Below are 16,651 nucleotides of genomic sequence, written 5' to 3' on the forward strand. Positions count from 1 at the left end.
GCAGCGGGGTCCCGGATAGACGTGCGGCGACTGTCTACGGCTGCGCCATCATAAGATCCTGCTTGCGGGAGCCCATCCTGCCCATGAGACGGCCAACCCGCCCGGCAAGCAAGAGACTGGGCCGCTCGATGAATCGGTAGAAAATTTCGGTTGCTACCAGCGACAACGGGATAGCCAAGGCGGCAATCAGGAATGGATTGGTGATATGGGAAGCGAATCCAATCGATACCACGATTGGTTCGTGCACGAGATAGAGGCTGAAAGACCGAGTCCCCAGCCATTGCAGGATTCGGTTCTTTCCAAGGGCCTCGGTGGGGCGCCAGGCGATGCATGCAAATATAAGCAGCGCCCCGCCAGCGGCACTCAACGCGATGAACCCGGGAAGTTGCGGAAACAGCCATTGTGCACAGAGGAGAACTAAGGAGGCCGCCGTAATTCCTGCCCATCCCCAGGATCCAACTCTCCTACCTGTAACTCTTAGCAATTGGACGCGCGCAGCCAGCATCACCCCAATCCCAAACATCGGCAAGTAGACGGCGAAGGCCGGCAGCCGCTCGCTGGCAAGAGCGATCAAAACGAGGAGACTGAACACTCCGGCCAACCATGCTCTGTTGATTCTTATCGCCACGAAAATGTACAACGGCAAAAGCAGGGAAAATATCATCTCCCACTGCAGGGACCATAGAGGTGAATTCAGGGATCCGGGTCCCGAAAGCAGAAGCGCGTCGGAGAACCACCGCGTTGCTTCGTCATGCATATTCAGCCAGGGGCTCAACCCGCTGCTCGCCTCTCGAGGAATGGCGTCTGCCAGCGCGAGTGCAAAGACAAGGGATGCCCACACCGGCAAGTAGATCCTGACAAGACGCTTGGAGAAGTAGGCTGGCCATTTGGGGCCCGAATTGTTGACGACGGGAAGCGCGAGAACGAAGCCGGACAGAATAAAGAAGACATAGACTGCCTCCTTGCCGGCCCAAATAAGATGGACCGGAGTGTAGGTCATCCACCATAACCATGATGCCATAGGCCCTTGACCGCGACTCTCCACCGCGCCAACCAATGCGGGTGAGACAAGACAGCAATGATGAATCAGCACAACCATCGCGGCCAGGCCCCTCAACGCGTCAAGTGATGAGTAGCGCGGCCCTTTGTCAGTGACACAAATAGCCCCCATGGGCGCGACGATATCGAGTTTCGGGGCAGCAGGCCCCAGTAGCAACTACCTGCATGCAGAGGCTAGCGATTATGTGTACTACTTGGGTTCTTGCTTGCAGTACGTGTCTTTCGAAATAAGCCTCGTCACCGGCCCTTCCGGCACCCTACTCTCTGATGCATGACACCTAGCTATGGGGGCTTGGCGCTCGAAATTGTTGTACCGGTCCACAACGAAGAAGCGGTACTCGAAAGCAGCATCACTAGGCTCGCCGAATATCTCACGAATGAAATGCCGTCGACGTGGAAAATCACCATCGCCGATAATGCAAGCACTGACCGTACGTCAGTTATTGCCGCCCGCCTTAGCGAGCACATGCCGAACGTTGGATATCGCCGCCTTGAGTTGAAAGGGCGGGGTTACGCGCTAAAGGATGCCTGGAGCGCTTCCCAGGCTAAAGTGCTCGCATACCTCGACGTTGATCTGTCAACCGATCTCACTGCGCTGCCTCCACTCGTCGCACCACTCTTGTCCGGGCATTCCGATATCTCGATAGGGACAAGGCTTGGGCAGAGCTCCCGAGTGATCCGAGGTCCCAAACGCGAATTCATCTCCAGGTCTTACAACTTCCTTCTCCGTCGGACAATGCAGGTGCGGTTTTCTGACGCCCAATGCGGGTTCAAGGCCATTCGTGCGGATGTTGCCAAGCGCCTGCTTCCCCATGTCGAAGACACCGGTTGGTTCTTTGACACAGAGTTGCTGATTATCGCTGAGCGTTCCGGACTTCGCATCCATGAGATTCCGGTCGACTGGGTGGACGATCCGGACAGCAGAGTGGACATCCGGCAGACAGCTCTTGATGACCTAAAAGGAATGGTGCGGGTTGCCGGATCGCTAGTAAGGGGCGTGATCCCCGTCCAGGCAATCTACGCAGAGTTGGGGCGTCGTCCAATAGTGCCAGTCGGCCGGCCTAGCTTTTTTGGGCAGGTGCTGCGGTTTGGAGTGGTGGGAGCCGCGTCCACGCTCGTTTTCGCGCTCCTGTACCTGATGATGCAAGGGCCATTTGGTTCCCAGGAAGCCAACTTCCTGTCTCTTTTACTTACCGCTATTGGAAATACAGCTGCAAACCGCAGGTTCACTTTCGGCATCAGCGGGCCAGCAAGACTATTTACTCAGCAGTTTCAGGGCCTGATTGTCTTCTTGCTTGCCTGGGGAATAACCTCATCGTCACTGATGGTGCTGCACGCAGTAAGTCTGGACTCAGCACCGAGCATGGAACTCCTGGTCCTCACCGGGGCCAATGTCCTCGCCACGCTTATTCGATTCGTGCTCCTTCGCCTCTGGGTATTCCGGCCTCGGCACAGCAATAAGCATTCGACTGTGCTGGCCATGCGGCCTGCAGGACAGGCTGTCCGTTGAGTATCAAGGAAAGCCTCCGCCTTCCTACTCCTGCAAACAACATCCAAAAACGCCATCTACCGTGGGAACATATAGGGCTCGCAGTGCTCTTAGCAGGCACCGGAGTGTGCTTCATTTGGGGTCTGGACCAGAACGGCTACGCCAACCCTTACTACTCGGCAGCCGCACTTGCCGGATCGCAGGACTGGACAGCGTTCTTCTTCGGCTCACTCGATGCCGGGAACTTGATCACGATCGACAAGCCGCCACTGAGCATCTGGATCATGTCATTGTCTGTCCGGCTTTTTGGACTTAATTCCTGGGCTCTCCTGCTTCCTCAGGCGCTTATGGGCATCGCCACAACTTGGCTTGTCTACAAGATCATGCGGCGCAATCATGGCGCCGCACCAGCGCTTCTCGGAGGCCTGATCTACGCGACCACGCCTGTGGTTCTGCTGATGTCACGCTTCAACAATCCTGAGCCTCTGATGGGGCTCCTTATGGTAGCGGCAGTCTATTTCACGATCCGTGCGATGGAACAAAACGGGTGGACTTGGTATCTACTTGCCGGCGGAGCATTGGGGCTCGGATTCATGGCAAAGCAGATCCAGGCTTTCCTCGTCATTCCGGGTTTGGTGGTGGCCGTGCTTCTACTGGGTGCGGGCACCTTGAGGTCACGACTTGGCCGACTTCTGGCGGCCTTATTCACGCTGATCCTGACAGGAGCGTCTTGGATGGCGGTGGTGGACCTCACGCCGGCCTCATCGCGCCCATACGTTGGCGGGTCCGTGTCCAACAGCATGTTGGAACTGACACTTGACTACAACGGGCTTGCCCGTTTCTTACGTTTCGGCAGTCAGCCCCAGACGGCGGACGCAGCAAAGTCTCCTCTCGGAGATCTTACGTACGATGGGGGGCTTGGCAGACTCTTCAACGCCAATTTTGCCAACGAGGGTGCTTGGCTGCTCTTCTCTGCACTTATCTGCGCGGTTGCTCTGATGGTTCTCCAGCGGCAGTCAGGACGCGATAGGGCCTCGTCCCGATTGATGATTATCGGCGTCGTATGGCTCCTTTCAGCGTTTTTAGTAGTCAGCTTTATGGGCACCATGACGCACACCTATTACATCTTTTCCACGGCCGCGCCGGTCGCGATAGTGGTTCCTCTTGGGCTGCATCTGCTCTGGAATCAGCGCCAAAGGTTGGTACCTCGTGTTATTGGTGCGTTGTTGATCTCCGGAACGGGATACATAGCGTTTCGCATATTCCAGTACAGTGACGAATGGGGGCAATGGCCCGCTGTTGTGGCTTGCCTAACGGTCTTTGCGACTGTGGGCTGGCTTCTCTGTCAAAAGCCAGTGAGTCAGCTTCTAACACTTAGTCTCGTTACTTTTACCTTGGTCCTCGCACCAATCCTGACGGACGCGATCACCCTTGCAAAACCCCAGGCAGGGACAAATCCACTGTCGGGCCCTGTCAGCAACAACCCACAGGCGCTCTCATCCCATCTTGAGGCTGCACGACTCGGGAACCCGCCCCTATCGCGACATCTTGGTTTCGGGGTCGAGCCTTCCGGCCAGGTGACCGAATTGCTCAAGTCGAGCGGGACCAAGTGGGCCGCTGCGACCTACACCGCGCAAAATGCTGCCCAATACCAGCTTGCCTCCCAGCGGCCGGTCGTGGCTCTTGGTGGCTGGCTCGGTACTGATCCAGCACCCACTTTTGAGCAATTCAAGGCCCTTGCTGGGGACGGTCAGATCGCATATTTCATTTGGCAGCAGCCAATACTGGATGCCGTTCCGCTTGGCAGGGATGCGTTGGCCATTACCGAATGGGTCCAAAAAAACTTCGACGCGAAGGACGTTGACGGTGTCAAACTATACGACCTTAGAAGTTAGAAAATTGCCGACTCCCCCGGAAAAAGAGCGCCGCCGTCCATGGGAGCTTGTAGCGCTATTGGTCATCCTGTTAGTGGCCGCTGGACTGTACACTTGGCGGCTTTCGGAAAACGGGTGGGCGAACGCGTACTACTCGGCCGCAGTGCAGTCCGGTCTTCATGACCCGACCGCCTTCTTCTTTGGGTCTGCAGACTGGGGAAATTCCATATCGGTGGACAAACCGCCTCTGAGCCTCTGGATCATGGGTTTGTCCGTGCGTCTCTTCGGTCTTAACACCTGGGCACTACTGCTGCCGCAGGCCGCGATGACGCTCGGAAGCACACTCATGATCTTCCAACTTGCTCGGAAGTATCTGCCATCTTACGCAGCACTCGTTGCTGCCTTCGTTTTCGCGACAACTCCGATAACGGTTTTGCTGGCCCGCTACAACAACCCGGACCCTCTCATGATCCTGCTAATGCTGTCCGCGTTATATGCAGGGATCCGGGCAACAGAAACCGCAAGGTCACGATGGTTGTATTTCGCGGCCGGCCTTCTCGCCTTGGGCTTCCTCGCCAAGCAGCTTCAAGCTTTCATGGTCTTGCCTGCGCTGGGTCTGGTTTTCTGCCTTTTCGTGGGACGCCCATGGCGGAAAGTGGCAACCTCACTGAGTGTGGCGGGCCTGATTCTTGCCGCAGGGTCTATGGCATGGCCGATAATTGTCGATCTCACACCAACCAGCAGCCGCCCATACGTGGGTGGATCCAAAACCAACAGTATGATCGACCTCACTCTTGGATACAACGGGCTGGACCGCCTGCTCCAACAGCAAGGTGGGCGCTCTGCAGCCCTCACGCCTCAGGAATTTCAAGGTGCCAGCTCAGATGCAGGTCTATTTCGCTTGTTCAATGCGAACTATGGCCAAGAAGCTGCGTGGTTACTGCTGCCGGCGTTAGTCGTTGCTGTTGTTGTTATAGTCCGGTCAATTCAGCGGCGTCGCACTTCCGACAGGCCGATACTAATGGTCGCCGCGGCAACCTGGATGATTTCAGCATATTTGGTGCTCAGTTTCATGGGTAACAGCATCCATTCTTACTACACGGCTTCACTCGTGGCCCCGATGGCACTGTGCATTGGCATCGGGAGCAAGCTGTTGGTTTCGTCTTCCACATCCATTGCCCGGCGTGCCGGAACTTCTGTCGCCTTGCTGCTGGCCGCACTTTTCGCAAACTTGATATGGGGTCTCAGCCCTTCCAACCCAGCCAGCGTCGCCCAGGTTTTACTCCTTGTGACGTTGGTTGCAACATCAGCGCTCACGGTTCCAACGCCCTACAAATGGCTCACCCCGCTTGCCGGCTCGGTAGCCCTAGCGAGTCTGCTTGTAGGACCTATCGTGGGTTCTCTTGTCACGGTATCGACGCCGCAACAGGGATCAAACCCGCTGTCCGGGGGGCTAACCAGAAGCCCAGCATCACTCAGCCATTTTCTCTATCAAGTAAAGAACGGTGATCCCGCAGGCGTCCATGAGCTGGCTATAGGATCCACACCCGGCCCGGGTCTGGAAGCCTACTTGCGGGCTACACCGTCCCGCTGCAAATGGGCGGGCGCAACCTACCCTGGACAGACTGCTGCCCAATTCCAGCTGAGCATTGGGCGCCCCATAATGCCACTTGGCGGTTTTGCGGCGACTGACCCAAGCCCAACGTTGGCGGCGTTCCAGAATCTGGTTCGAACTGGCCAGGTCTGCTCCTACATCCTCCAACCCGAGCAACTCAAAATTCCGGGAGTGAGTGACGAACTCGTAGCGATCCACAACTGGGTGAGCGAAACCTTTCCCGCTAAAGAAATCGATGGCATCAGGGTCTATGACCTTGCAGGCCAGAACACTCGTCCTTAGTTCTGCACACCTGCCCTTCGGGCCGTCTATACAGCAGAAGCCCGCCCCGCTGAATAGCGGGACGGGCTTCTGTGCAAGCGGGTTTAGCGCTTGGAGTACTGCTGGGCCTTACGGGCCTTCTTGAGACCGGCCTTCTTACGCTCGATGACACGGGCGTCGCGGGACAGGTAACCGGCCTTCTTCAGGGTGGCGCGGTTGTTCTCGACGTCGATCTCGTTCAGCGAACGGGCGATGCCGAGGCGCAGTGCGCCGGCCTGGCCGGAGATGCCGCCGCCGTGGATACGGGCGATGACATCGTAGGCACCTTCGAGATCGAGGATCTTGAAGGGCTCGTTGACGTCCTGCTGGTGCAGCTTGTTCGGGAAGTAGTTTGCCAGCTCGCGGCCGTTGATGGTCCACTTGCCGGAGCCGGGCACAACGCGGACGCGTGCAACGGCTTCCTTGCGGCGGCCAACAGCTGCGCCGGCAACGGTCAGGGCCGGGCGCTCCTTCTTGGGAGCAGCTTCAGCAGCTGAACTCTCAGAGGTGTAGCTGGTCAGGTTTTCCTCGGCCTCGACGACCTCGGTGGTCTCTTCGTTCTGAGCCACGATTCTCCTTGTATAGATAAGTTGTTTGGTGGCCAGGACTACTGGGCGACCTGGGTGATTTCGAAAGTCTTGGGCTGCTGGGCGGCGTGCGGGTGCTCGGCACCGCGGTACACCTTCAGCTTGCCGAGCTGCTGGGCAGCAAGGGAGTTCTTGGGGAGCATGCCCTTGATGGCCTTCTCAACGGCGCGGACCGGGTTGGATTCCAGCAGTTCCGCGTAGTTGACGGAGGTCAGGCCGCCCGGGTAGCCGGAGTGGCGGTATGCGCGCTTCTGCTCCAGCTTGGCGCCGGTCAGGGCTACCTTCTCGGCGTTGATGATAATGACAAAGTCGCCCATGTCCATGTGGGATGCGAAAGTGGCCTTGTGCTTGCCGCGCAGCAGGATTGCGGTCTGGCTTGCAAGACGACCAAGGACAACGTCGGTGGCGTCAATGACGTGCCACTGGCGGTTGATATCGCCGGGCTTCGGGGTGTACGTACGCACGGTGTTTGCCTCGTTCTTGTTCTGGCGTTCTTGTTTAGGTGTCGCTAGCTCGCGCACCTACTGTCTGCGCGCTACCGGAACAGAGGTGAGGGCTCCATGTAACCAGTCATCCTGAAGTTCCGAATGTGCACGTTGAGTAGTTATCCTGCAACCGGATTCTCAAGCGGGCACGCACCATCGGAATAGGACACGCACAACGACTACCAAGATTAGCGCGTCAGGGGGTTCAGGGTCAAAATGGGGTAGCCGGCGGCTGGTACATCGCGCGCCGGCCCAAGCTACTTAGGGGGCCGCAGTGGTATCAGCAGGGGGCAACGGTCCGACCGCTGGGCTCATGGTCGTTGCCATCGGCCTCCTGGGGCTCTTCCTCTCCCCCGTGGCCGAGCTCTTGATTTCGCGACTGCTCCCGCGACTGGGTGGCCTTCCTACGTTGCGGGTTCGGATTACGACGGCGGGACTTACCGGCATCGCAAGCGTAGCCTTTACCTTGCATTTTGGAATTTCCTTTAGCCTTCCAGCGTTCCTTTTTCTTGCACTATTAGGCACGCAGCTCGCACGGATCGACGTGGCGCTTCATTTGTTGCCAAACCCGCTCGTACTCATACTGCTTGCCGGCGGCATTCTGCTGTTTCTGTGGCCCGGTATATTCGCTAAGCAATCGGACGATCTGCTTCGGGCTGTCCTTGGAGCAGTCATTTTGTTTGTCGGCTACCTGATTCTGGGGCTTATTTCTCCCCGCGGAATCGGCATGGGCGACGTTAAGCTCGCCGCGCCCGTGGGTCTTTACCTGGGGTACCTAGGTTGGACCCAACTCCTGTACGGCGGCTTACTGGGCTTCATACTCAATGGCCTTGTTACGGTCGCAGTGGTTACCAAAAAGGGCCGGGAACAAGCCCCAGAAGTGGCTCACGGCCCCTCCATGCTGGGTGCCCTGGCCGCCGTAACGCTTCTTGTGAGCTAAGCCCCCCCCAAAGACCGTCGTCAGCTCCTCGCGTCAAGTTCCGACCACGTCCGAGTGGTCGACGAGGTACTCACATTGGTTTCCGAGTACTGACTCCATCTTCCGAGTACGCGCTTTTGCGGTTCCCGAAAAAAGTCGAGTACCACTACGCATTGTTGCCCATGGGATCAAGTGACAATCTTTTCTTAGCGAAGTCCAGCCGCTAAGGATTTATGGGGGCAGCTGGAAATTCGTTGAAATACAAATCACTTCAATTTCACCGAATTAAGGAAAATGCAATGACTTCACTCCTGGTCTCAATGACTGCTTACATCGCCGGCATCAAGGATCGTTTCGCTTCCGAAAAGGGCGCAACAGCGACGGAATACTCGCTTCTGATCGCATTTATCGCGTTCCTCATCATTGCCGGCGTCACGTTGTTCGGCAACGCCCTTAGCGGCTGGTTCTCCACCCTCGGCTCGACCGTGACGGCCTGGACGGTCTAGTTCGATCTTCCGGGATCCATCAGTGTGGGCCGCTCACGCCGCTGGCGGAAGCGGCCCACACCACTTTGTAGGTACACAACATCTTGAGGGGGAACTTTGAGGAAGCGCGGACTTGTCAGGACCGAGCGCTCGCGCGGCGCAGTCGCAGTGGAATTCGCCTTGGTCGCACCAGTACTTCTGGCCCTTGTCGCCGGCATCGTCGAGTTTTCACACACATACAACCTCCAGATTTCAGTGACCCAGGCTGCCAGGGAAGCCGCCCGGGAAATGGCCATCTCAAACAATCAGGCTGCAGCAAGAACCGCCGCGGTAGCCGGGGCACCTGGACTAAACCCGACGGCGTTTTCATACACCTTCAACCCGGGGACCTGCGCCGCAAATACGAACATGACGGTCAGCATTTCGTACACGGGCAACACCATGACGGGGCTTTTCGGCAGCACTATCACCGTTGGTGGAGTAGGAGCAATGCGATGCGGTGGTTGACGCACCCGAAGGAAAAAGAACGCGGTGCCGCTGGAGTATTAGTTGCAGTCATGATGCTCGTCCTTATTGGGGCAGGCGCAATGGCCGTCGACGTGGGCCAGATCTACTCCGAACGGGCACAACTCCAAAATGCGGCCGACGCCGGCGCCCTTTCAGCAGCGCAACAGTGCCATAAAGCCGGCACCTGCAGCGTTTCACAGGCTACGGCTTGGGCACAGGCCCTTGCGGGACCTAACTCGAATGATGGGTCAACCGACGTAACCTCCGTCGACCTATCGGTTCCCAATAAGGTGACCGTAGCCACGGCTACCCGCAACGGCTCGAATGCGTTTCTGACGAAGATGTTTGCGAGCGCACTCAACGCTCCGCCCGTCAGGGTAGGAGCCCACGCGACGGCTTCCTTTTTTCCGCCCGGATCCGGTTCCGGGTTTCCCTTGGCGCTCTCGAACAGCTGCTTCAACCTAACAGCCGCCAGCCCTACCGGCCAGGTTCAGAAGATCTCCTACAAGCCAGGCGGGACATGCACGGGACCCTCGGGGACCCAGATTCCCGGTGGCTGGGGATGGCTGGACCAAGATGCGCCCTGCCAGGCCGTTACGCAGACGGGCAGCAATGAAATTGGTTCGGACCCGGGGAACAATCCGCCGACGGAGTGCCAGACCATTCTTACTCAATGGAAGAACACAATTCTGTCTGGCGGTGAGGTGCGTGCCGTCTTCCCGGTCTTTGATGACGCCACCAATCAGGGCCAGAACGGCAACTTCCACATCATAGGCTACGCCACGTTCAAAATCTGGGGCTGGAAATTCGGCAACAACGGTGTTTATGAGTTCCGCAACAAAGCCAGCGATCCCGGAATGACACCCTCGCTCGCCTGCCCTGGCGGCAACGACCGCTGCGTCATTGGGCAGTTCGTCAAGTTCGAAACCATCAATTCAACTGGGGGAACCCCCGGCACCGGCTCCAATCTTGGAACCGTCGAAATCCGGCTCATCAAGTAGCCACGTTGTAAGGGGAAGAAATGAAAACACGCCTACTGGGAGGCATTGCCGCACTACTTGTGGCGATTATCGGAACTGTCCTCCTTGTGTCCTATGTCCAGGCCGCTGATAAGCGGGCAATGGCCGGCACTGAAACTGAAACTATCTACGTAGTGCAGCAGCCGATCCCGGCTGGATCACCTGCAGATAAAGTCATGTCGTCGGTGACCAAAAAGGAGGTTCCCAAGGCGGCCGTTGCCGACAACACGGTGACTGATCTCGGGACTCTCGATTCGAAGGTAACGTCCGTAGCTCTGGTCCCAGGCGAACAACTCTTGGCCAGTCGGATGGTGGACCAGGATGCCTATCTTGGTCCGGCACGGATCCAGGTGCCTTCAGGCCTTCAAGAAATCACTCTCAAGCTTCCCATCGAAAGGGTGGCCGGAGGCAAGATCAATGCTGGTGACACAGTGGGCGTCTTTCTTTCGCTGAATAGTGCCGGGGGCACTGATGGGCAAACCAGTTCCAGCAAGACCCAGCTCAGCTTCCACAAGGTTCTGGTTACTGCAGCCCAGTTCAGCAATGGTTCGGCCGCCCAAACGGAGGCAACCGCCTCCAATTCGGGGGCCAGTCAGGTTGCGTCGACTTCAAGCACCAAGGAACAGTCCGATGACACGTACCTGATTACGATTGCACGGGACTCAGCAGACGCCGAGCGCATCGTCTTCGCAACCGAGTTCGGGAAGGTATACCTGTCCAAGGAGCCGTCGGATGCCACCGAGTCGGGATCGAGCTTCGTAGACTCCTCAAGGTTGTTCCGATGAGCCGCTTCATCCTGATCACGCCCGACTCAGAGTTCGAAAAGCTCGTTCGTTCCGCCACCGCGGGGATCCACGGCGATCTGCACGTATTCCAAGCCGACTACCTGCCCGAGAGTCCTGGCGATATTCTCCGCCAGATGGTCGGAGAGCCGCCGGAAGTCCTCATGCTGGGGCCCGGTTTACCGGTCGAAGAGTCGCTCAAGTTGGCCGCGGTCATGGATCTGCAGTACCCGGAGATCAGCGTCATCCTTGCTGTTACGACAACTCCCGAGACCGTTCTGCAAGCAATGCGCGCAGGTGTGAGGGATCTGTTGGACCCAGGCTCGGATCCGGACACGATCCGCGTCATGCTCGAGCGGGCCAGCCTGGCCGCGGCAGGCCGGCGACGGGGGCTGGCTCCGCAAACATCCGAACACGCTGACCATGCAGATGGACGTGTCATTGCAGTGATGTCTCCGAAAGGCGGCGTCGGCAAGACAACGGTGGCTACGAACCTGGCTGTTGGTCTGGGCAAGGGCTCTCCCATGAGCGTCGTCATCGTGGATCTCGACCTTCAGTTTGGCGACGTGGCCAGCGGTCTATTGCTCAAACCCGACTTCACCATTACGGATGCGGTTATGGGGGCGGCAAGTCAGGACTCGATGGTCCTCAAGACATACCTGACTGTGCACCCTGCCGGCATTTACGCCCTCTGTGCTCCCAACTCCCCTGTGGAGATGGACCGGATCAGTGCCGCCAATGTCTCCCATCTACTGGAGCAGCTCAAGAAAGAGTTCCAATACGTCGTGGTGGATACGGCGCCGGGTTTGGGTGAACATGTGTTGGCCACACTCGAACAGGCCACGGATGCCGTTTGGATTTGCGGCATGGACGTACCGAGCATCCGGGGAATGCGTACAGGTTTCCAAATCCTTGATGAGCTAAACCTCGTCCCGGAGATGCGCCACATTGTGGTGAACATGGCGGACCGCCGGGCGGGGTTGAGCTTGAAGGATGTTGAAGCCACCATCGGGGCGCCTGTTGACGTGGTGCTGCCTCGTTCCAAGACCCTTCCCTTCTCGACGAATAAGGGTGTTCCTGTCCTGCAGGACGGAGGCCGGGACCCGGCACTTAAAGGGCTGCGGCAGTTGGTTGACCGCTTCAGGCCAGATTGGGAAAGCAGACCCCACAAGCAACTTCACAGAAGGGCGGTAGTGCAATGAGTCTTTCGGACCGGTTCCAGAAGCTTCGCGGCGATTCAGCGTTCGAGCAGGAAGTGGAACCCCGCGCTTCTGCAGATGTGTTTGCTGTGCCCGCCCAGCCAGCCACCCTTGGTCGGATTCTCGAAGCCAAGACGGCGGCCGAAGCGCAGCCGGGCTCCTCCGAGGTTCCACAAATCGCATCGGTGGCCAGCGATGCTTTGAACTCGCTCAAAGAGCGCGCGAGCCAGGCTTTGTTTGAAAGACTCGGCGCACGGATTACCGATTCGTCCATTGACGAGGCCGAGCTCCATCAGTCGGTCAAGGATGAGCTCAAAGCCGTCGTCGAGGCGGAACAGATTCCGCTTACCGCCCTCGAACGCCAGCGGCTAATCCGGGACATCGTTGACGATGTCCTCGGACATGGACCCATTCAACGTTTTCTTGACGACCCTGCAGTAACGGAAGTCATGGTCAACCGCTTTGACCAGATATACGTTGAACGCCAGGGACAGCTTCACCTCACGGACACGAAGTTCACATCTGATGATGCGCTGCGTCGGGTTATCGAGCGCATTGTATCCAATGTCGGTCGTCGTATCGATGAATCATCGCCCTTGGTTGATGCGAGACTTGCCGACGGATCCCGGGTCAATGCCATCATTCCACCTTTGGCGGTAAACGGGCCGGCTCTGACCATACGTAAATTCGGCCGTGATCCGTTGACTGTTCATAATCTGATCGCCATGGGCAGCCTTTCGCCGGAAATGGCCGAACTGCTTAGGGCCTGCGTTCTCGCCCGACTCAACATCATTGTTTCGGGTGGAACGGGAACCGGTAAGACAACGTTGTTGAACGTCCTTTCATCATTCATCCCCGCTGCGGACAGAATCGTCACCATCGAAGATGCCGTGGAACTCCAACTGCAGCAGGACCACGTGGTTCGTCTCGAGAGCCGGCCACAAAACATTGAGGGCAAAGGCGAAGTCTCAATCCGCGATTTGGTCCGGAATTCCCTTCGTATGCGCCCCGATCGCATAGTGGTTGGCGAGGTTCGCGGAGGTGAATGTCTCGACATGCTTCAAGCCATGAACACCGGCCACGACGGTTCCATCTCCACCGTGCACGCCAATTCTCCCAGGGATGCCATCGCACGATTGGAGACCCTCGTGTTAATGGCGGGCATGGACCTTCCTTTGCGTGCCATCAGGGAACAAGTGGCATCCGCAGTGAACCTCATCGTCCACATCTCGCGGCTGCGCGATGGCAGCCGACGCGTTACCCACATCACAGAAGTGCAAGGGATGGAGGGAGATGTGGTCACGCTTCAGGATGCCTTCGTATTCGACTATTCAGCTGGAGTTGACGCAAGCGGCCGATTCCTAGGAAAACCAATTCCGACCGGCGTCCGCCCACGTTTTACCGATCGCTTCGCCGAGCTTGGCATCCCGATTTCGCCTGCTGTCTTCGGCGGCCAAGCCGTCAGGGGGCGGTGAAGTGGATTCCGATCAGTCTCCCCTCCTCCTTGTCGGCGGACTTCTACTCTCCTATCTGGCTTTGGCCCTCTTGATTGCAGTCGCCTTTAGGTCCAGAACACAGCTGCCGTTGTCACGCCGACGGCCAGGCGACACAACGATCCACTCGTCGAACCTCACACGCCTGACAAACCAGGCCGTGGAATCGCTGAACAGGCGCATTCACCTGCGTCGGTTCTCAGTAGTCAGTACTGAGAAGTTTGAGAATGCGGGCCTGCGAAAACAGCCGGGCGATTATCTCCTGGCTGCTGGTTCTATCACTTTCGTGGCTGTCGTTTTTGGTTTCTTGCTCGGTGGTTTGCTCTTTTCGATTCTGCTGCTGGTTCTGACTCCAATAGGCCTGGTCCTGTTCCTAAATCTGCTCGTGGCTCGTCGGAGGAAGAACTTCGACGAGCAGGTACCCGACACTCTGAACATGCTGGCCGGTGGACTGCGAGCCGGGCACAGCCTTCTTCGCTCGATCGACGCTGCCGCCGAGGAAAATGAGGCACCGATGAAGGAAGAACTAAATCGGGTGGTCACTGAAACCAGGATCGGAAGGGACTTAGGTGAATCCCTTGCTGATGTGGGGACCAGGACGAACAATGACGACTTCCGGGCCATTACAAGGGCTATCGAAATTCACCGCGAAGTTGGCGGAGACCTCGCCCATGTGTTGGACAACGTGGGCGAAACTATCCGCGACCGAAACCAGATCAGGGGCCAGGTTCGGGCCTTGAGCGCCGAAGGGAGAATGTCCGCCATCGTTCTCATGGCACTCCCGGTTGTCATGTTCATTGGCCTCACGCTTTTCAACCCGCTCTATTCCAGGGTCTTTCTAACTACGGTTCCTGGTTACCTCATGATCGCCGTGGCCATCATTCTGCTGACTTTGGGCGGTTTTTGGCTCAGCAGACTCATCAAACCGAAGTTCTGAGAAAGGGAGCAACTCATGCAGACCATTGCTTACGCCGCCATACTGGCGGTAATTGCACCTCTCTCGGTCATGACTTGGCTGGCCTTCACCGGCGACCGTGCCGGGCTGCGGAACATCCAGTCAAACTTGGGGCGTATCGCCCGTCCTAACGGTTCAGCTTTCACCGCCAACGGACAACTTGAAGAATTCAGCAGGCGGGTCACACCCAAGGGCTACACGGCATGGCTGGACAAGCAACTTGCGGGTGCCGGGCGTCCGAAAGACTGGCCTCTTGGCCGCATCATCATGGTGAAGCCGCTCCTTGCCCTCTCAGGCGCGATGTTCGGCATCTTCCTGGTGGCAGCGGACCCTTCCGGGATAAAAGTATTCCTCATGGTCGTGATGACGGCCGTGGCCTATTTCCTTCCTGACATTTTGATTCGCAACTACGCGCAAAAACGCCGCGAACGCATCAAACTGGACCTCCCGGACACCTTGGATCAAATGCTCATCTCTGTGCAGGCCGGCCTCGGCTTCGAAACGGCGATGGCGCGGGCAGGACAGAACGGTAGCGGACCACTTGCTGACGAGCTCATCAGGACACTGCAGGACATCCAAGTGGGCCGGTCGCGTAAGGAAGCGTACGCCGCCATGGCAGAACGGGTAGACGTTCCCGATCTCCGATCGTTTGTCCGAGCCGTAGTGCAGGCAGACACCTACGGAATTGCCATAGCCAATGTGCTTAATGCCCAGGCGAAGGATATGAGGGTGAAGCGCCGCCAGCGAGCGGAGGAGCATGCGATGAAGATGCCAGTCAAGATGCTTTTCCCTCTGATCTTCTTCATCCTTCCCACATTGTTCGTTGTAGTACTGGGGCCAACAGTCCTCAGCATCATGGAAGTATTTGCGAACAAATAAACCCAGCACGCAGAAGCCTCGCGCCCCTGCGTCACAAAGACCGGACCCCCTCGGCACCCAGAACCGAGGGGGTCCTTTTGCGTGCCCAGCGCTCATGGAAAGACAGCATTAGCGCAGGAAAAACCCAGCGGCTGCGCATTGAAAGGGCACCCGGTAAAGGCTTTGCGCAGGATGCTGCAAGATCCGGTCAATGTCGCATCAAGCGTTGCTAACTTCGTTTCAGTGCTGGTGCAGGGCCAGCCGATCCGTCTCGCTCAGGAGTCAAAATGCTTTCTCTCTACACCACCCTCACGACCCGCCTTCGCAGCGAAAAGGGTGCAACTGCCGTTGAGTACGGCATCATGGTCGCGCTCATCGCCGTCGTCATCATCGCCGCCGTCACACTTCTCGGGGGAACGTTGACAGATCTCTTCACCCAGGTTCAGTGCACGATGACCAAGGGCACTTTCACCCCTGGTGTTGACGGTGCGGCCGCCACCTGCGCCGCTGCCGCTGGCTAAATAAGAAGTTCCGTTGGCAGAGTGGCGGGTGCGACGCTCCCCACCGCCACTCTGCTTTCGCTCAACAACAATGACCGGTCGAAAGGCACCATCATGTCCCGATCATCCGAACGCGGCGCAGCCGCGGTCGAGTTCGCGATCGTGGTGCCGGTCCTGGTCATGCTGCTGTTGGGCATCATGGAATTCAGCCGGGCCTACAACGCACAGGCCTCGCTATCGGCGGCCGCCCGCGAAAGTGTCCGCGTGATGGCCATTTCCAATGATCCTGTGGCATCGCGCACCGCAGCCAAGAATACGGCTATCGCTCTCAAGCCATCGCTCGCGGATTCCAACATCACCTTCAAGAATCTCGATTCGGGCACCGCAACTTGCGCGTCGGGCACCCGAATGAAGGTCACCATCACCTACACCCTCTCAACCATGACTGGAATAGCAGGACCCTTCACCATGACAGGGCAAGGAGCCATGCTGTGCGGAGGCTGAAACTACCCCCTGAAAACAAGG

General features: G+C 57.8%; 17 protein-coding genes. 14 read left to right on the forward strand and 3 right to left on the reverse strand.

Annotated elements, in window-relative coordinates; all coding sequences use genetic code 11:
* Positions 1-34: 34 nt before the first annotated feature.
* Positions 35-1,171, reverse strand: coding sequence for an acyltransferase (locus LDO86_RS13910; protein WP_081620189.1), 1,137 nt, complete (start codon positions 1,169-1,171; stop codon positions 35-37).
* Between the two features lie 180 nt (positions 1,172-1,351).
* Here LDO86_RS13910 and LDO86_RS13915 point away from each other — a divergent pair, with 180 nt between their 5' ends.
* From LDO86_RS13915 to LDO86_RS13925, 3 genes are read left to right on the forward strand one after another with little or no spacing between them, the layout of a single operon-like run.
* The gene (locus LDO86_RS13915; RefSeq protein ID WP_018769173.1) at positions 1,352-2,569 is read left to right on the forward strand and encodes a bifunctional glycosyltransferase family 2/GtrA family protein; all 1,218 of its coding nucleotides are present in this window, start codon (positions 1,352-1,354) and stop codon (positions 2,567-2,569) included.
* Positions 2,566-4,443, forward strand: a complete 1,878-nt coding sequence (locus tag LDO86_RS13920; RefSeq protein WP_155845555.1) for a glycosyltransferase family 39 protein — start codon at positions 2,566-2,568, stop codon at positions 4,441-4,443. Before LDO86_RS13915 ends, LDO86_RS13920 begins: the two co-directional genes overlap by 4 nt.
* Positions 4,415-6,319 (forward strand): glycosyltransferase family 39 protein, encoded by a 1,905-nt coding sequence (locus tag LDO86_RS13925; protein WP_196804753.1) that lies wholly within the window; start codon positions 4,415-4,417, stop codon positions 6,317-6,319. The genes LDO86_RS13920 and LDO86_RS13925 overlap by 29 nt, the downstream gene beginning before the upstream one ends.
* Before the next feature lie 83 nt (positions 6,320-6,402).
* Here LDO86_RS13925 and rpsI read toward each other — a convergent pair whose 3' ends face one another.
* Both rpsI and rplM read right to left on the reverse strand, forming a co-directional pair.
* Positions 6,403-6,906, reverse strand: coding sequence for a 30S ribosomal protein S9 (gene rpsI, locus LDO86_RS13930; protein ID WP_018769171.1), 504 nt, complete (start codon positions 6,904-6,906; stop codon positions 6,403-6,405).
* A 38-nt stretch (positions 6,907-6,944) separates the two neighbouring features.
* The gene (gene rplM, locus LDO86_RS13935) at positions 6,945-7,388 is read right to left on the reverse strand and encodes a 50S ribosomal protein L13 (protein ID WP_015937805.1); all 444 of its coding nucleotides are present in this window, start codon (positions 7,386-7,388) and stop codon (positions 6,945-6,947) included.
* A gap of 334 nt (positions 7,389-7,722) precedes the next feature.
* Here rplM and LDO86_RS13940 point away from each other — a divergent pair, with 334 nt between their 5' ends.
* The 11 genes from LDO86_RS13940 to LDO86_RS13990 all read left to right on the forward strand — a co-directional run bounded on the left by LDO86_RS13940 (position 7,723) and on the right by LDO86_RS13990 (position 16,630).
* Positions 7,723-8,349 carry a prepilin peptidase gene (locus LDO86_RS13940; RefSeq protein WP_043424896.1) on the forward strand — a complete coding sequence of 209 codons (627 nt, stop codon included), beginning with the start codon at positions 7,723-7,725 and terminating at the stop codon, positions 8,347-8,349.
* A 278-nt stretch (positions 8,350-8,627) separates the two neighbouring features.
* Positions 8,628-8,834, forward strand: a complete 207-nt coding sequence (locus LDO86_RS13945) for a Flp family type IVb pilin (RefSeq protein ID WP_018769170.1) — start codon at positions 8,628-8,630, stop codon at positions 8,832-8,834.
* A gap of 147 nt (positions 8,835-8,981) precedes the next feature.
* Complete coding sequence (locus LDO86_RS13950; protein ID WP_331274137.1) at positions 8,982-9,320, forward strand: TadE family protein; 339 nt, start codon at positions 8,982-8,984, stop codon at positions 9,318-9,320.
* Entirely contained in the window at positions 9,308-10,321 is a 1,014-nt protein-coding gene (locus tag LDO86_RS13955; protein ID WP_043424895.1) for a pilus assembly protein TadG-related protein, read from the forward strand. The genes LDO86_RS13950 and LDO86_RS13955 overlap by 13 nt, the downstream gene beginning before the upstream one ends.
* A 20-nt stretch (positions 10,322-10,341) precedes the next feature.
* Positions 10,342-11,124: an RcpC/CpaB family pilus assembly protein gene (locus LDO86_RS13960; protein WP_026265749.1), complete on the forward strand. Its 783-nt coding sequence runs from the start codon at positions 10,342-10,344 to the stop codon at positions 11,122-11,124.
* A complete protein-coding gene (locus tag LDO86_RS13965) occupies positions 11,121-12,323 on the forward strand; it encodes an AAA family ATPase (RefSeq protein WP_018769166.1) in 1,203 nt (400 codons plus the stop codon). The genes LDO86_RS13960 and LDO86_RS13965 overlap by 4 nt, the downstream gene beginning before the upstream one ends.
* A complete protein-coding gene (locus tag LDO86_RS13970; protein ID WP_018769165.1) occupies positions 12,320-13,795 on the forward strand; it encodes a CpaF family protein in 1,476 nt (491 codons plus the stop codon). Before LDO86_RS13965 ends, LDO86_RS13970 begins: the two co-directional genes overlap by 4 nt.
* Positions 13,796-13,973: 178 nt before the next feature.
* Entirely contained in the window at positions 13,974-14,750 is a 777-nt protein-coding gene (locus LDO86_RS13975; protein ID WP_224084032.1) for a type II secretion system F family protein, read from the forward strand.
* Positions 14,751-14,765: 15 nt separating this feature from the next.
* The gene (locus tag LDO86_RS13980; RefSeq protein WP_018769163.1) at positions 14,766-15,647 is read left to right on the forward strand and encodes a type II secretion system F family protein; all 882 of its coding nucleotides are present in this window, start codon (positions 14,766-14,768) and stop codon (positions 15,645-15,647) included.
* A gap of 266 nt (positions 15,648-15,913) precedes the next feature.
* Entirely contained in the window at positions 15,914-16,147 is a 234-nt protein-coding gene (locus LDO86_RS13985; protein ID WP_018769162.1) for a Flp family type IVb pilin, read from the forward strand.
* A 93-nt stretch (positions 16,148-16,240) separates the two neighbouring features.
* Positions 16,241-16,630, forward strand: a complete 390-nt coding sequence (locus tag LDO86_RS13990; RefSeq protein WP_026265748.1) for a TadE/TadG family type IV pilus assembly protein — start codon at positions 16,241-16,243, stop codon at positions 16,628-16,630.
* Positions 16,631-16,651: the final 21 nt, after the last annotated feature.

Origin of the sequence: Arthrobacter sp. StoSoilB19 (assembly GCF_019977275.1) — a bacterium.
In the GTDB taxonomy this organism is placed as follows: Bacteria; Actinomycetota; Actinomycetes; order Actinomycetales; family Micrococcaceae; genus Arthrobacter.

Coding starts and splice junctions, on each gene's coding strand:
- LDO86_RS13910 (WP_081620189.1), bottom strand. CDS start 1,171: ATGGGGGCTATTTGTGTCACTGACAAAGGGCCGCGCTACTCATCACTT.
- LDO86_RS13940 (WP_043424896.1), top strand. CDS start 7,723: ATGGTCGTTGCCATCGGCCTCCTGGGGCTCTTCCTCTCCCCCGTGGCC.
- LDO86_RS13945 (WP_018769170.1), top strand. CDS start 8,628: ATGACTTCACTCCTGGTCTCAATGACTGCTTACATCGCCGGCATCAAG.
- LDO86_RS13955 (WP_043424895.1), top strand. CDS start 9,308: ATGCGGTGGTTGACGCACCCGAAGGAAAAAGAACGCGGTGCCGCTGGA.
- LDO86_RS13960 (WP_026265749.1), top strand. CDS start 10,342: ATGAAAACACGCCTACTGGGAGGCATTGCCGCACTACTTGTGGCGATT.
- LDO86_RS13965 (WP_018769166.1), top strand. CDS start 11,121: ATGAGCCGCTTCATCCTGATCACGCCCGACTCAGAGTTCGAAAAGCTC.
- LDO86_RS13970 (WP_018769165.1), top strand. CDS start 12,320: ATGAGTCTTTCGGACCGGTTCCAGAAGCTTCGCGGCGATTCAGCGTTC.
- LDO86_RS13980 (WP_018769163.1), top strand. CDS start 14,766: ATGCAGACCATTGCTTACGCCGCCATACTGGCGGTAATTGCACCTCTC.
- LDO86_RS13985 (WP_018769162.1), top strand. CDS start 15,914: ATGCTTTCTCTCTACACCACCCTCACGACCCGCCTTCGCAGCGAAAAG.
- LDO86_RS13990 (WP_026265748.1), top strand. CDS start 16,241: ATGTCCCGATCATCCGAACGCGGCGCAGCCGCGGTCGAGTTCGCGATC.